Origin of the sequence: Methylobacterium tardum, from assembly GCF_023546765.1 — a bacterium.
Lineage (GTDB): Bacteria > Pseudomonadota > Alphaproteobacteria > Rhizobiales > Beijerinckiaceae > Methylobacterium > Methylobacterium tardum.
Genome location: NZ_CP097484.1, coordinates 6,495,988 through 6,509,509 on the forward strand (window position 1 = coordinate 6,495,988; position 13,522 = coordinate 6,509,509).

16 protein-coding genes are annotated in these 13,522 nt (G+C 69.2%); 2 read left to right on the forward strand and 14 right to left on the reverse strand.

The annotated features are described in order from the left end of the window. Positions 1 to 233: 233 nt before the first annotated feature. The gene (locus M6G65_RS31160; protein WP_238194047.1) at positions 234 to 1,073 is read left to right on the forward strand and encodes a L,D-transpeptidase; all 840 of its coding nucleotides are present in this window, start codon (positions 234 to 236) and stop codon (positions 1,071 to 1,073) included. A gap of 94 nt (positions 1,074 to 1,167) precedes the next feature. Here M6G65_RS31160 and M6G65_RS31165 read toward each other — a convergent pair whose 3' ends face one another. The 3 genes from M6G65_RS31165 to pgeF form a co-directional block, all read right to left on the reverse strand. Further along, on the reverse strand, positions 1,168 to 1,944 hold the full coding sequence (locus tag M6G65_RS31165; RefSeq protein ID WP_238194049.1) for a DUF2076 domain-containing protein: 777 nt from the start codon (positions 1,942 to 1,944) through the stop codon (positions 1,168 to 1,170). 203 nt (positions 1,945 to 2,147) lie between these two features. Then, positions 2,148 to 2,999, reverse strand: coding sequence for an outer membrane protein (locus tag M6G65_RS31170; protein WP_238194051.1), 852 nt, complete (start codon positions 2,997 to 2,999; stop codon positions 2,148 to 2,150). Between the two features lie 271 nt (positions 3,000 to 3,270). Continuing rightward, the gene (pgeF, locus tag M6G65_RS31175) at positions 3,271 to 4,041 is read right to left on the reverse strand and encodes a peptidoglycan editing factor PgeF (protein WP_238194477.1); all 771 of its coding nucleotides are present in this window, start codon (positions 4,039 to 4,041) and stop codon (positions 3,271 to 3,273) included. 147 nt (positions 4,042 to 4,188) lie between these two features. Between pgeF and M6G65_RS31180 the strand changes: the two genes are divergently transcribed. Further along, positions 4,189 to 4,386 carry a fibronectin-attachment protein (FAP) gene (locus tag M6G65_RS31180; protein ID WP_238194053.1) on the forward strand — a complete coding sequence of 66 codons (198 nt, stop codon included), beginning with the start codon at positions 4,189 to 4,191 and terminating at the stop codon, positions 4,384 to 4,386. 27 nt (positions 4,387 to 4,413) lie between these two features. On the opposite strand, the gene M6G65_RS31185 is transcribed toward M6G65_RS31180, so the two are convergent. From M6G65_RS31185 to rpsF, 11 genes are all read right to left on the reverse strand, one after another. Continuing rightward, a complete protein-coding gene (locus M6G65_RS31185) occupies positions 4,414 to 5,502 on the reverse strand; it encodes a class I SAM-dependent methyltransferase (protein ID WP_250103304.1) in 1,089 nt (362 codons plus the stop codon). Then, positions 5,499 to 6,407: a prolipoprotein diacylglyceryl transferase gene (gene lgt, locus M6G65_RS31190; protein WP_250103305.1), complete on the reverse strand. Its 909-nt coding sequence runs from the start codon at positions 6,405 to 6,407 to the stop codon at positions 5,499 to 5,501. The genes M6G65_RS31185 and lgt overlap by 4 nt, the downstream gene beginning before the upstream one ends. Before the next feature lie 80 nt (positions 6,408 to 6,487). Continuing rightward, complete coding sequence (locus M6G65_RS31195; protein WP_238194478.1) at positions 6,488 to 7,375, reverse strand: VOC family protein; 888 nt, start codon at positions 7,373 to 7,375, stop codon at positions 6,488 to 6,490. Between the two features lie 5 nt (positions 7,376 to 7,380). Beyond that, the gene (locus M6G65_RS31200) at positions 7,381 to 8,283 is read right to left on the reverse strand and encodes an SMP-30/gluconolactonase/LRE family protein (protein WP_250103306.1); all 903 of its coding nucleotides are present in this window, start codon (positions 8,281 to 8,283) and stop codon (positions 7,381 to 7,383) included. A gap of 9 nt (positions 8,284 to 8,292) precedes the next feature. Beyond that, positions 8,293 to 8,742, reverse strand: coding sequence for a cupin domain-containing protein (locus M6G65_RS31205; RefSeq protein ID WP_250103307.1), 450 nt, complete (start codon positions 8,740 to 8,742; stop codon positions 8,293 to 8,295). 243 nt (positions 8,743 to 8,985) lie between these two features. After that, positions 8,986 to 10,473 (reverse strand): replicative DNA helicase, encoded by a 1,488-nt coding sequence (locus M6G65_RS31210; RefSeq protein WP_192706595.1) that lies wholly within the window; start codon positions 10,471 to 10,473, stop codon positions 8,986 to 8,988. 316 nt (positions 10,474 to 10,789) lie between these two features. Next, entirely contained in the window at positions 10,790 to 11,362 is a 573-nt protein-coding gene (rplI, locus tag M6G65_RS31215; RefSeq protein WP_250103308.1) for a 50S ribosomal protein L9, read from the reverse strand. Between the two features lie 40 nt (positions 11,363 to 11,402). Then, entirely contained in the window at positions 11,403 to 11,861 is a 459-nt protein-coding gene (locus M6G65_RS34160; RefSeq protein ID WP_430929528.1) for a hypothetical protein, read from the reverse strand. Then, positions 11,858 to 12,418 (reverse strand): hypothetical protein, encoded by a 561-nt coding sequence (locus M6G65_RS34165; RefSeq protein ID WP_430929529.1) that lies wholly within the window; start codon positions 12,416 to 12,418, stop codon positions 11,858 to 11,860. The genes M6G65_RS34160 and M6G65_RS34165 overlap by 4 nt, the downstream gene beginning before the upstream one ends. Before the next feature lie 129 nt (positions 12,419 to 12,547). Further along, positions 12,548 to 12,799 carry a 30S ribosomal protein S18 gene (gene rpsR / locus M6G65_RS31225; protein ID WP_007561044.1) on the reverse strand — a complete coding sequence of 84 codons (252 nt, stop codon included), beginning with the start codon at positions 12,797 to 12,799 and terminating at the stop codon, positions 12,548 to 12,550. Between the two features lie 3 nt (positions 12,800 to 12,802). Then, positions 12,803 to 13,261 carry a 30S ribosomal protein S6 gene (gene rpsF, locus M6G65_RS31230; RefSeq protein WP_091713090.1) on the reverse strand — a complete coding sequence of 153 codons (459 nt, stop codon included), beginning with the start codon at positions 13,259 to 13,261 and terminating at the stop codon, positions 12,803 to 12,805. Positions 13,262 to 13,522: the final 261 nt, after the last annotated feature.

Genomic DNA, 13,522 nt, shown 5'->3' on the forward strand with positions numbered 1-13,522 from the left:
CGGACTGTGACTGCCACGCGTCGATCGCGCATTTGCCGCGTTCTCGGCCGCGCCCGACGTTTTCCGGGCCGCGGCAGCGATGCTTTACCGCTGATTCACGGTGTCGTCGCCGGATCGCGGGACAGCGCCGAGCCGGCATTCGATTCACCACGCTCATTCACCTGATTCGCGGATTTCGGGCGGGACTATTCGCGCCACGGGGATGTGCAGCCCCGGTGCGGGAGCGTGCGACGATGCGGGGATCAGTCCATCTCGGTGTGTGGGCGAGCGTGGCCGCCCTTGCGTGGTGCGTGCCCGCCCACGCACAGCAGGCGCGCTACGCGGAAAGCGGTAACGGGAGCAATTATGGCGGCGGCCTCATCGAGTATCTGATGACCGGCAGCGCCGGGAGCGGCGGCCGGAGCTTGCCCCAGCGCTACGCCAACCCGCAACAAATCCGGGCTCCCCAACCCGTCGTAGCCCCTCAGCGTGTCGCGGCCTATTCCGGCGAGCTGCTGCCGGCCGAGCCGGACGCCCAGGCCTATGCGGTGCCGCCCCGGCCGTACGGAGCCGCCCCTGCGGGTGCCGCGGCTGCCGGAGCCTACTACGGCGCGCCCCAGACGGATCCGAGCCGTATCGCCCGCGCGGTCGCGCCGGAATACCAGCGCCAGGAGGTCCCGTTCACCGGATCGCAGAGACCGGGGACGATCGTGATCGACACTTCCGGCAAGCACCTGTACCTCGTTCAGGCCGGACAGCGGGCGCTCCGCTACGGCATCGGCGTCGGCCGTCCCGGCTTTGCATGGTCCGGGCTCAAGACCGTCAGCCGCAAGGCCGAGTGGCCGGATTGGACGCCGCCGTCCGAGATGCTGGCCCGCCGCCCCGATCTGCCGCGCCACATGGCGGGCGGCCCCGAGAACCCGCTCGGTGCGCGGGCGCTCTATCTCGGCTCCTCGCTCTACCGCATCCACGGGACCAACGAGCCCAACACCATCGGCCAGTCGGTCTCATCGGGCTGCATCCGGATGATGAACGAGGACGTCATCGATCTGTACGATCGCGTCCCCGTCGGCACCCGCGTCGAGGTTCTCTGACGCTCGGCTCACAGCTGATCGTGGGCGTGTACAAAAAGGCCCGGCCGTGCCTGAGCACGACCGGGCCATCTTGCATCACTTTGCGGCCGGGCGATCAGGTCCAGTCGCTGTCGTCGCCGCCGCCCAGGTCGCCGCCGAAATCGCCGCCCGGATCGCTGTAGCCCGCGTCCTGGAAGCCGCCGAGGTCGCTGCCGCTGTTGTCGAGCGCCGAGCCGAGGTCCTGGTTGCCGCCGTCGCCGTAGTAGTTGTTGACGATCGTCTCACCGCCACCCCCGAGGCCCGCCGCAGCGGCGCTGCCGAGGCTTGAGTGGCCGCCCGCGAAGGCATTCGACAGGGCGCTGCCGAGCAGCATGCCGCCCGCCGCGCCCGCGGCCATCGGCAGTGCGTTCGCCAGGAAGCCGCCGCCGCGCGCCGGAGCCTGCGGCTGGCCGCCCCACGGACCGCCCTGTTGCTGCGGATAACCCTGCTGCGGGTAGCCCTGCTGGGGATAACCCTGCTGCGGATAGCCCTGTGGCGGCGCGCCCGTATTCCCCCAGGGCTGGCCAGCCGGGCGCTGCTGGGCGTAGCCCGGCTGCTGCTGCGGCTCCTGGCGCTGGCTGCCGCCTCCGCCGAAGATGCTCGACAGGAAGCCCCCGCCACCCGAGGACTGCGCCTGCTCGCCCTGTCGGCGCGCCTGCTCGAGCTGCTGGTTCAAGCTCTTGATCGCTTCTTCCTGCACGTAGATCAGCTGCGCCATCGCGTAGGGGGCGTAGGGCTGCGCGCGGATCTTGTCGGCGATGAAGCGCTCGGCCTCCGCGTCGCGGGGCTGGGTTTGCGCCTGTTCCAGCCGCTGGAAGATGCCCGATATGACGTCGCGTTCTTCGCTGTTCATGGAGTCGTCCTCCTCGAATCTCACCCGCGGGCTCGAACGCGCCGCATGGCAGACACGACATGGGTGCGCGGCGACGCTTTGTCAGGGGCGATTGCGAAAACTTCATTCGCTTGAGAGTCGAATGCGAAAAGCCCGGCCTCTCGGCCGGGCTTCTTGCTTGATCGGTTAGGCCGGCGCGACCGAAGCTGCGCCGTCACCAACTTTCAGTACGAGCCGAATTTGTAGTTCAGGCCGGCGCGGACCACGGCGAACTCGTCGTCGCGGCGGCCGATGCCGGTGGTGTAGACCGGCGCCAGATTGGCGGCGTTGACGAGCAGGACGCCCTGGTTGCGGGTGCCGCGGTCGAGGTTCACGTAAAGGCCTTCGACCTTCAGCGTCACGGCGGACGAGCGGAAGAAGTTCAGGAACGAATCGGTGGGCAGGGCGTACTCGATGCCGCCGCCGACCGCGTAGCCGGTGCGGAAGCTGTCATTGCCGGCGAAGCCACCGAACGAGCGGTCGGCGCTGCCCGAGCCGTAGGCGAAGCCGCCGGTGCCGTACACGAGGGTGCGGTCGAAGGCGTAGCCGAGGCGGCCGCGCACGGTGCCGAAGTAGTCGAGGCTGGCCAGGCCGCGCGGGTCGTTGAGGATCAGGCCGGGTGCGATCGCGCCGCCGGTGACGAAGGCGTTGTTCCGGTCGCGGCCGAAGTCGAGGTACTGCGCGTCGGCCTCGATGCCGATCACCACGCCCGAGCCCGGGGTGAACTGGTAGTTGTAGCCGATCTGCGCGCCGCCGGAGAAGCCGTCCTGGCTGCGGTTGCGGAAGGTGGCGACCGCGGCCGGGCCCGTGGTCAGGCCGACGCCGCCCGGGATGACGAAGGTGGAGTTGTTGGAGCGGCTGCTGGCGTCGAAAGCGTAGCCGGCGTTGAAGCCCGCGTAGAAGCCGGTCCAGGTGAAGACCGGGACGGGGGTGAACACCGGCGGCGGAGCAGCGCGGCGCGGCAGGTCGGCGGCGAAGGCCGAGCCGGCGAGGGCGACGCCCGCGAGGGCTGTGGACAGACGGAGCAGGGATTTCATGATCTGGTCCTCACTGGTGGTTCCGTACCGCCCGTGGACCGGACTGATACGGAGCGCGGATCTGGTTGTCGTCCAGCGGTTCCAGGGCTGCTTTGCGCTCCGCGGTGTCGCCGACCGCTGATCGCGGCCCCTTCAGGCAACCCGCCGTTTTTCCCCGGCACCTTGACCCCACAACGCGCTCGAATGGCCAAGGTTCGTTTGCGGCTACGCTTTTTTTGAAGCGCCAGGTTGGCAAATTGTCGCACCCGATTTTCGTCTTCGTAATCGGCCCTCAGGGCGTGAGTGCGATGGCCGAGATCAGGCGGCCATAATCTGCTTCGCCGCGATGCGTGGTGCGGCGGTAGCTGTAGAAGCGTTCCGGATCGGCGTACGTGCAGAGATCGAGCGACGTCGCATCGCCGATCCCGGCTCCGGCCAGCCGCGCCAGGATGAAGCCCGGCAGATCGAATTGGGCGTGGTCGGGCCGTGTCCCGGCGCCGAGAAACCGCTCCATGCCGGGCGCCTCCGTCCGGAACCGCGCGACGAAGTCGGGTCCGACTTCGTAGGAATTCTGGCTGATCGTCGGGCCGAGCACCGCCACGATCCGATCCCGTCGTGCGCCCGACGCCTCCATCGCCGCCACCGTCGCGTCGATCACCCCGGTGAGCGCGCCCTTCCAGCCGGCATGGGCGGCCCCCACCACGCCGTTCTCGGCATCGGCAAAGAGGATCGGCCCGCAATCGGCGGTGGCGATGCCGAGAGCAAGCCCCGGAACGCGAGTCACCATGGCGTCGGCCCTTGGGCGCATCGCCGCCGCGAACGGCGCCTCGACGGTCACCACCTCGGCGGAATGGACCTGGTACAGGCTCACGAGCCTGTCCGGCGGAACGTCGAGTTGGGCGCACATCCGAGCCCGATTGGCGACGACGCGCTCCGGATCGTCCTGCGACCCGAGACCACCGTTGAGGGAGGCGTAGATGCCGTCGGATACGCCGCCCTGGCGGGTGAAGAAGGCGTGGCGGACGTTCGGATGCGCGGAGAGTTGCGGCGCCTCGATCGACATGCCTGAAGTCACGCTCGCTCCCATTCCGGTTCCCCTGTCACGCTCCGATACCGCAAGGCCCGCCCCTTGACGATATCGTTCAGGCGTCAGATTCTTGCTGCAATGCAGTATGGAGCCGCGGACGGCTCCATTCCGAGAAGGATCGCAATGGCCCAAGGGATCGAGACCGACGCCCTGATCGAAACGACCAAGCCGGAGGCCGAGGAGCCCCGGATCCCGAGCACGCCCGCACATCCGGTCACGGGCGAACTTGCCGCCTTCGACCCGAACGACCCGAACCCGCCCGCGCCGCCGACTCCGCGGGCCCCCAGCCAGACGGATTCGGGGTTCGGTTCCTTCGGCTGATCCGACGCGGTCTCCAAGACCGGGCCATCAACCCTCTGCCGACGATCCGGCGTCCGGAAACCCCGGGAGCGGCCCCAGAGTTGGGCCGCTCACCGCCAGAACCTTGAACAGAGAGCCCATCCCGCCCTCGCCAGCCTCTGTCAGCCGGGTGACCGCCCTGTCGATCTCGATGGATTGGGCGTCGGTCGCGCGCGTCTTCAGCCGTTCGGCGCGGGCGCGCAGACCGAGGGCGAACAGGAAATCCCCCTGATCGACAGGTCCGTGGACCTGCGCGCCCTGGCCGCTCGCCGCCCGGGCCAGCGCCTGGAAATCCACATGATGGGTCAGGTCCGCTTCCCCGGGCGCGGCCAACGGATCCGCGAACCGGTGGCCTGCCACGGCCTGCAGGGTATCGCCGAAGCCGGGTCGGACGTGGCCGTAATCGATGGCGAGCAGAGCGCCGCCCGACGTGCGGAACCGCTGCGCCAGCGTCCGCATCACCGCGAGACCAACCGTCGGCACGCTGAGCAAGGCTCCGTCCGGCCCGTCGACGTCGAGCCCCGGGCTCGGCTCCGGCGCGAGGCCGAAGACGAAAGTGCCCTGCGGCCCGAGGCCGACCTGCCGCTCGTGCCAACCGGTCGGCCGGCGTTCGAACTGGCGCACCGGCAGGCAGTCGAAGAACTCGTTGGCGAGCAGGATCACCGGACCTGGAGGCAGCGTCTCGATCTCCGCGTGCCAGATCGCGCCGGTGCCGGCGAGCGTCCGCTCCTGCGCGGCCCGCAGGATCGGGCTCGTCTCGGCGAGGTGCGGCGCCACCCGCACATCCGGGATCGCGGCCCGCAAGGTCCGCAGGGCATCGGCCATCAGCGTGCCGCGGCCGGGGCCGAGTTCCACCAGGACCAGCGGGTCCGGCTGACCCATCAGCCCGTGGACGTAGGCGGTCCAGGCGCCGATCAGCTCGCCGAACATCTGGCTGATCTCGGGCGCCGTGGTGAAGTCCCCCTGCGCGCCGAGGGGATCGCGGGTGCGATAGTAGCCGTGGACCGGATGGCCGAGGCACAGCGCCATGTAGCGATCGACGCCGATCGGCCCGTTCTGCCGGATCAGCGCGGCGATCTCGGCCCCGAGGGGCGTCACGCCTCCACCGGCGCCTTGCGCGCCTCCTCGGCGGCGACGGGCCCTTCGACCGGGTGGCGCGGGCGTGTCCGGCCGGTGGCGGCCAGCACGATGTAGGTGAGCCCGACGATCATCATCGGCACGCACAGGAGCATGCCCATGGTCACGCCACCACCCATCGGGCCAAGGTGGTCGCCGAACAGGAAGCCGAGCTGGCGATCCGGCTCGCGGAAGAACTCGCAGAAGGTTCGGGCCAGGGCGTAGCCGAGGACGAAGATGCCGCCGAGCAGGCCGGGCTTGCGGAAGCCGAACCGGCGCACGGCGATCGCCATGACGATGAACAGCAGCAGGCCTTCGGTGGCCGCCTCGTAGAGCTGGCTGGGATGACGGGGCAGCGGCCCGCCGCTGGGGAACACGATCGCGTAGGGGAAGTCCGGCGCGACCCGCCCCCAGAGCTCGCCGTTCACGAAATTGGCGATGCGGCCGAAGAACAGGCCGATCGGCACGACCACGGCGCCGATGTCGAGCAGCGTGTAGCCGTTGAGCTTTTTGGCCCGGGCGAAGAGCAGGAAGGCCAGGATCGCGCCGAGGAAGCCGCCGTGAAACGACATGCCGCCGTTGCGGATCGCCAGGATCTCGATCGGGTCGGCGAGATACATCGGCAGATTGTAGAACAGCACGTAGCCGATCCGGCCGCCGAGCACGACGCCCAGCGCCACCCAGACGACGAGGTCGTCGATGTCGGCGACCTGCGGACGCTTCACCACGCCCCAGAGGCGGTCGGCCATCACGAGGCGGCGCGCGTAGTACCATCCGCCGATCAGGCCGGCGATGTAAGCGAGCGCGTACCATTTGATCGTGATCGGCCCGATCGCGAGCGCCACCGGATCGATGGCCGGAAAGGGCAGGGCGAGGAGCGGCATCAATCTCACCTCCGGGGCGGCCGGATTGGACGCCGGAGGGGCGACGCGTCAAGCCCGCGCCGGCACTTGCCGGACAGGTGCGCTCAGGCCCGCACGAACAAGAAGCCGTGTCCATCCGGCCCGGCGCAGTAGACCGTCGCGCCGTCGGCGGAGGCCTGCGGCGCCAGTCCGGACGCGCACAGTCGTCGCGACAGGCCCTCCGGATCGGTCGCGGAGAAGATGTAGCGGGTCGCGGCCCGGTCCCCGGGACCGACGCGCTGCCGCCGGTCGGTGGTGGGCACGCGGTAGTGCAGCAGCTCCACGTGCGGCGCCGGGACCGGCGGTTCCAGCGCGATCACGTCGACCTGCGGATCCTCCACCCCGTCGAGGCGCGCCTGCTCCGGACCCTGGTTCAGGCCACGCTCCGCCACCGTGAGGCCGAGGGGGCCGGTGAGGAAAGCCAGGGTGGCGTCGAGGTCGGTGACGGTGATCGCCGAGTGATCGATGCCCAGGAACAGGCCCGGCGCGTCGCGCCAGCGGGCGGCGGGCGGGCCACCGGGAAATGCGATCAGCTCCAGGGGATGCCCGTCGGGATCGCGGAACTTGTAGGCGGTCACGCCCCCCGTGGAGGCCGGCAGCTGCTGCGGACCGCCGCGGCTGATAGGCGTCGGGGCGAGCCGCGCCAGTTGCGCGACCGCGGCCTCCATGTCGCGGACCGGAATCGCGAGGTGCTGGAAGAACGGGTCCGTCGCCGCAGGATCGGCCGGGTAGGGCGCGCCGGGCGGATCGACCGCCAGGAAGATTACGGTCTGCCCGCCGAGCCGCATGCGCAGCTGCGTCGCGCGCCGATCCGCGAGGCCCATCGCCTCCGCCTGCGCGACCGGCACGGGTTCCGGCGGGGCAATCCGCGCGAAGCCCAGGCCGTCGCGGTAGAACGCCTCGGTGACCGAGAGATCCAAGACGGTGCGGCCGAAGCCGACGATCGCCCGCATGCCGCTCACAGCAGCGGAGCTCCGCGCACGTTCACGTAGATCGCGTAGAGCGTATGCGACGCGCAGAGGAACAGGCGGCTGTTGTTCCGTCCGCCGAAGGTCAGATTGGCCACGGTCGAGGGCACCAGGATCTTGCCGACCAATTCGCCCCCCGGATCGATGCAGTGGACCCCGTCGCCGGCGCTCGACCAGAGATTGCCGTGCTCGTCGCAACGGATCCCGTCGGCATTGCCCGGGTTGATCGTGCAGAACACGCCACCGCCGGACAGGCCGCCGTCGTCGGACACGTCGAACACCCGGACGTGCTGGAGCGGGTCGGTGTCGAACTGAAGGCCGGTCTCGGCGATGTAGAGCCTGCGCTCGTCGGGCGAGAAGCAGAGCCCGTTCGGCCCCTGGAAATCGTCGGCCACCACCCGTAGCGAGCCGTCGCGCGGGTCGAACCGGTAGACCGCGGCGGGCAGCTCCGATTCCTGCTTGCCGCCCTCGTAGTCGGTCTGGATTCCGTAGGGCGGGTCGGTGAACCAGATCGTGCCATCGGACTTGCAGATGATATCGTTGGGCGAGTTCAACCGCCGTCCCTGGTAGCGCTCGACCAGGCTGGTGACGCGGCCGTCCAGCTCGGTCCGATGGATGCGTCGGCCGCGATGCGAGCACGACAGCATCCGCCCCTGACGGTCGCGGGCGTGACCGTTCTCGAAGTCGCCCGCCTCCCGGTAGACGCTCAAGCCCGCGTATTCCGCCCAGCGCATCACCCTGTTGTTGGGCAGATCCGAGAACAGCAGCTCGTCTCGGTCACCGAACCAGACCGGACCTTCCGTCCAGCGGAATCCCTCGGCCAGCTTCTGCAAGGGCGCGTTCGGCAGAACGTAGGCCTTGAAGCGCGGCTGCGTGAGTTCGAAGCCGTCCATGGCCGGTCCTTACTTGAACCGGCCCGGCTGGTTCACGGTCGGCTCGACCTGAAGGCCGGTCACGATCATCGTGCAGGGCTCGTTGCCGACCGTTCCGGAGAGGTGACCCTTCTTCCCGTTCCGTTCCTTCGTGTTCTGATCCTCGCCCATCATCAGCTCGCCCGGGCCCATCTCGACCCGATGGCCGTCCATGGTCTCGGCGAACCAGCGGCCGGAGAGAATCGCGATCCATTGCGGCCGCGGATTCTCGTGCCACTCGCCGACCCAGCCCACCGGCAGAACCGTGAAGGTCACGACCGACGGCGCGGGATCCATCTTGTCGTTCCACTGGGGCGCGGTCTCGGGGTTGATCCCCTCGAACTTGAAGCGCTCCAGGTGGAACAGCTCCTGGCGGCTCACCCCCTCCGCGTCGGTGTAGACGTGCCAGTACGGCATCTTCGGAGGTGTCGGCTCGGTCATCGTCGCTCCTGCCGCGGCGGGAAATCGTCCTCGCTCAACGGCCGGAGCTGCCGATGGTTCGCGGGCGGGAACGCGGGGGCTCGGATGGCCACCGTGCGGTTCTCGGGCCCGCCGGCCAGGAAGCCCCGTCGTCCTTGCGAGCGGAGCGAAGCAATCCAGGCGCGCCACGATGATCGATCGCGCGCCGCCCCGGGGTCGCTGCGCCGCGCTCGCGATGACGGAGCCGGCCGAACCGATGGCGCCTCACATCTGCTCGGGGATCCGATCCGTCTGGGCGAGGTTCGAGAACCGGGTGATGTTGGCGTCGAACTGCAATTCCACCGTGCCGGTCGGGCCGTGACGCTGTTTGCCGAGGATCACCTCGGCCTTGCCGTGGACGCGCTGCATCTCGGCTTCCCAGGCGAAGAACTCCTCCGTCCCTTCGCGGGGCTTCTTGTTGCCGACGTAATATTCCTCGCGGAACACGAACATCACCACGTCGGCGTCCTGCTCGATCGAGCCCGATTCGCGAAGATCGGCGAGCTGCGGACGCTTGTCGTCGCGGTTCTCCACCTGACGGGAGAGCTGAGACAGGCCGATGATCGGCACTGCCAGCTCCTTGGCGAGTGCCTTCATGCCCGTGGTGATCTCGGTCATCTCCTGCACGCGATTGTCGCTGCGCTTGCCGGAGCCCGACAGCAGCTGGAGATAATCGACGATCAGCAGGTCGAGGCCCTTCTGGCGCTTGAGGCGCCGGGCTCGGGCGGCGAGCTGGGCGATCGAGATACCGCCGCTCTGGTCGATGTAGAACGGGATCGTCTGCATGTCCCGGGCGGCGTCGGTGATCTTGTAGAAATCCTCGGGCCGGATATCGCCGCGGCGGATCTTGTAGGAGGGCACGCCCGACTGCTCGGCGATGATACGGGTCGCGAGCTGCTCGGCCGACATTTCCAGCGAGAAGAACCCGACGATGCCGCCGTTCACGGTCTTGGTGGTGCCGTCCGGCTGCTTCTCGCCGCGATAGGCCTTGGCGATGTTGAAGGCGATGTTGGTCACCAGCGAGGTCTTGCCCATGGCCGGGCGCCCCGCGAGGATGATCAGGTCGGAGGGCTGCAGGCCGCCCATCTTGGCGTCGAGATCGCTCAGGCCGGTCGCGATACCCGAGAGCTTGCCGTCGCGCTGGTAGGCCTTGGCGGCCATGTCGACGGCGGCGGTGAGCGCGTCCGAGAACTTCTGGAAGCCGCCGTCGTAGCGCCCGGCCTCGGCCAGTTCGTAGAGGCGGCGCTCGGTCTCCTCGATCTGATCCCGCGGGGCCTGCTCCACCGGCGCCTCGTAGGCGCCGTTGACCAGATCCTCGCCGATGGTGATCAGCCGGCGGCGGATGGCGAGGTCGTAGATCGTGCGGCCGTACTCGCCGGCGTTGATCACCGTCGTGGCGTCGGCGGCGAGCCGGGCGAGGTACTGCATCACCGTCTGGCCGCCGAAATCGGCGTCGCCCAGATAGGTCTTCATGGTGATGGGGGTCGCGAGCTTGCCGGCCCGGATCAGCGATGCCGCCACCGTGAAGATCTGCTGGTGGGCATCTTCCATGAAGTGCTCGGCCAGCAGGAAGTCCGACACCCGGTAATAGGCGTCGTTGTTCACCAGGATCGCGCCCAGCAATGCCTGCTCCGCGTCCACGTTGTGCGGGGCGACGCGGTACTCGGCCTGGACCGCTTCGAGCTTGGCCGTGAGCGCATTGGGCAGGGCCATCGGCGGACGACTCCGTATCAGGCGCCGCGGCGGGCGCACCAGGATCACACCGCACGACCTTGGCCGCGGTATGGTTACCGAAGCCTAGCCGACGCCGCGTTTGTCGGGTCGATCCCGGACAAACGAACGCCCGCCGACTCTCGCAAGCGGCGGGCGTCCATGCTGGAACAAAACTGGAACGTGTCAAGTCTCGGGGCCGATGATCCCCGATGTTCACCGGTATACAGGCATCGCCGACCCGCTACGGAGCAGCCCGATGCAACCCCACGCTTGCGGCTCCGGCCGGCCGAGAGGCCGGCCGGAGCCGCAAAGGGAATCAGCCGCGGTCGTCGGCACCCTCGCCGGCATCGGCCAGCGCCTGACCGACCTCGAGGCCGAGGTCGCCGAGGTTGAACGCCTCGCGCTCGGTGACCGACTCGCCGCGGGCCTGACGCTCGGCCTCCTCGGGGCTGCGGGCGACGTTGACGGTGATCTCCACCTCGACCTCGGGGTGCAGCACCACCGGGACCGTGTGCAGGCCGAGCGTCTTGATCGGCTGGTTCAGGGTGAACTGACCGCGATCGACCGTGAAGCCCTCCTTCGCGACGACCTCGGCGAGGTCGCGGGTCGAGACGGAGCCGTAGAGCACGCCGGTCTCGCCCGACTGGCGGATCAGGATGAAGCTCTGGCCGTTCAGCTTCTCGGCGACAACCTCGGCGTCCTTCTTGCGGTCGAGGTTGCGGGCCTCGAGCTGGGCGCGCTGGGCCTCGAAGTGCTTCTTGTTGGCTTCCGTCGCGCGCAGGGCCTTGCCGCGGGCGAGCAGGAAGTTGCGGGCGAAGCCGGGGCGGACATTCACGGTCTCGCCCATCTGGCCGAGCTTGGCCACGCGCTCGAGCAGGATCACTTCCATGGTTTTTCTCCTTCAGGTGGTCGGCCGCTGAGGCCGGGGTCTACGGCGCCGGACTGTCCTTCGGACGACGGCGGTCGAGGGCGGTGTCGGCCAGGCCGAACAAGGTGAGTGCCACCAGGGCGATGCCCTGGGTCACGAACAGGGTCAGGTACATGCCGAACAGCATCAGCCCGCGCCCCGGGCGGCCGCGCGAGCGGTCGTGAAAGGCGGCGAGCCCCTGGAGCGAGAAGGCGGCGCTGAACGCGCCGACCAGCGCGACGCCGAGCACGCCGACATAGCCGGGTGCGAAGCACATCAGCACGGCGGCCGCGAGGGTCGCCAGCGTCGCACGCGGCATGGCGGTCGACGGGATATCGGGCCAGGGCCGCGGCAGGCGTCCAGAGATCTTCACGATCCGGGCCGAGGCCCAGAGATAGAAGGCGAGCAGCAGAGCCAGCCCGTTCGCCGCGAAGGCCGGCACCACCCGCGCCAGAGCGTCGGCCAGCTCGGTCCGCGTCACGTCGGCCGGCTCCGCGTCCGGCACCGCCTTCGGATCGGCTGCCGCGTCCCCGGTGTCGGACGCACGCCCGGCATCGCGGGTCTTGGCGACTCGGTCGGCGCGTCCGGCATCCGGGCCTGCACCAACGTGTTGGCGAGCCCGCGCAGCTGCGCGTCGAAGGCGGCGTGGTTCGGCGAGGATAGAACCGCGATGGCGATGAAGGCGAGGGCGGCCGTGGCGGCGATCCAGCCGAGCAGGCGGCCGGTCGGATACCATTCGAGGCCGTTCGGGGTCTCGCGTCCCAGCAGGGTCAGATAGGCGAGCCACCACGCGGGCAGGGCGATATAGGCGCCGAAGGCCAATCCCATGAAGGGCGCGATCAGCAGGGCGAGCGCGAGGCTTCCGGTCGCGACCGCCGCAAGGGCAGCCTTGTGGCTCCAGCCCAGTCCGACGATCAAGATCGGCAGCGGCGCCACGAGGTAGAGCAGGATCGCCAGCGGGGTCGCCTTCAGCAGCACCCCGAACAGGAGTGCGGAGACGAGGCCCGCGCCGATACCGATGCCGATATGCTGTGCCATGGATTCCGCTGTCCCGCTGCCGCTGCGGCAGGGTTAGAGGCGGCGTTGCGCCCCAACGATCGGGCGGCGTGAGCCGCCCTCTGCGAGGACCGGCCCGGGCTGATGCCGGGCCGGCGGGTTTCGTTCAGCCTACTTGATCACGTAGGGCAGCAAGCCGAGGAAGCGGGCGCGCTTGATCGCCTGGGCGAGTTCGCGCTGCTTCTTGGCCGAGACCGCGGTGATCCGCGACGGCACAATCTTGCCGCGCTCGGACACGTAGCGGGACAGGAGCTTGACGTCCTTGTAGTCGATCTTCGGCGCGTTCGCGCCGGAGAACGGGCAGGTCTTGCGACGACGGAAGAAGGGACGGCGTCCGCCGCCCGCACCAGCACCGAATGCCATGGGTTAGCCCTCCCCGCCGAAGCTGCGCTCGCCGCGATCACCCCGATCGCCGCGGTCACCCCGGTCGCCGCCGAAGCCGCCACCGAAGCCCTCGTCGTCACGACGACGGCCGCGCTCGCGATCCTTGCGGTCGTCGCGGTCGCGCTTCTGCATCATGGCGGACGGCTCCTGATCGAGCTCCTCGACCCGGACGGTCATGAAGCGCAGGACGTCCTCGGAGATCTGCATCTGGCGCTCCATCTCGGCGATAGCGGCCGGCGGGGCGTCGATGTTGAGGAGCGCGAAATGCGCCTTGCGGTTCTTCTTGATCCGGTAGGCGAGGGACTTCACGCCCCACATCTCGATCTTCTCGAGACGGCCACCGTTCTGCTCGATCACACCCTTGTAGGTGTCGATCATCGTCTCGACCTGCTGGGACGTCACGTCCTGGCGGGCCAAGAGCACATGCTCGTAGAGAGGCATTGTCGGGCCTTTCATCGTCAAAAGGAGCCCGGCCGCCGGGGGCGGAGATTCGGGCCGGTTCGTCTCGCAGGTCGCCCGGCGCCAAGCCCTTCGAGCCGATTTTCAGGCCCGAGCGGTTGATCGAAGGCGGAGACACCGGACGACGGGTTCTTGACGAACCCTATGCCGCAAGCGGCACCGTCCGTTCAGCCCCCGGCCGGAGCGAACGCGAGGGGCGGCGCTTAGTCGGTTTTCCGGGCGCTGGCAAGCCCGCGGGCGGGC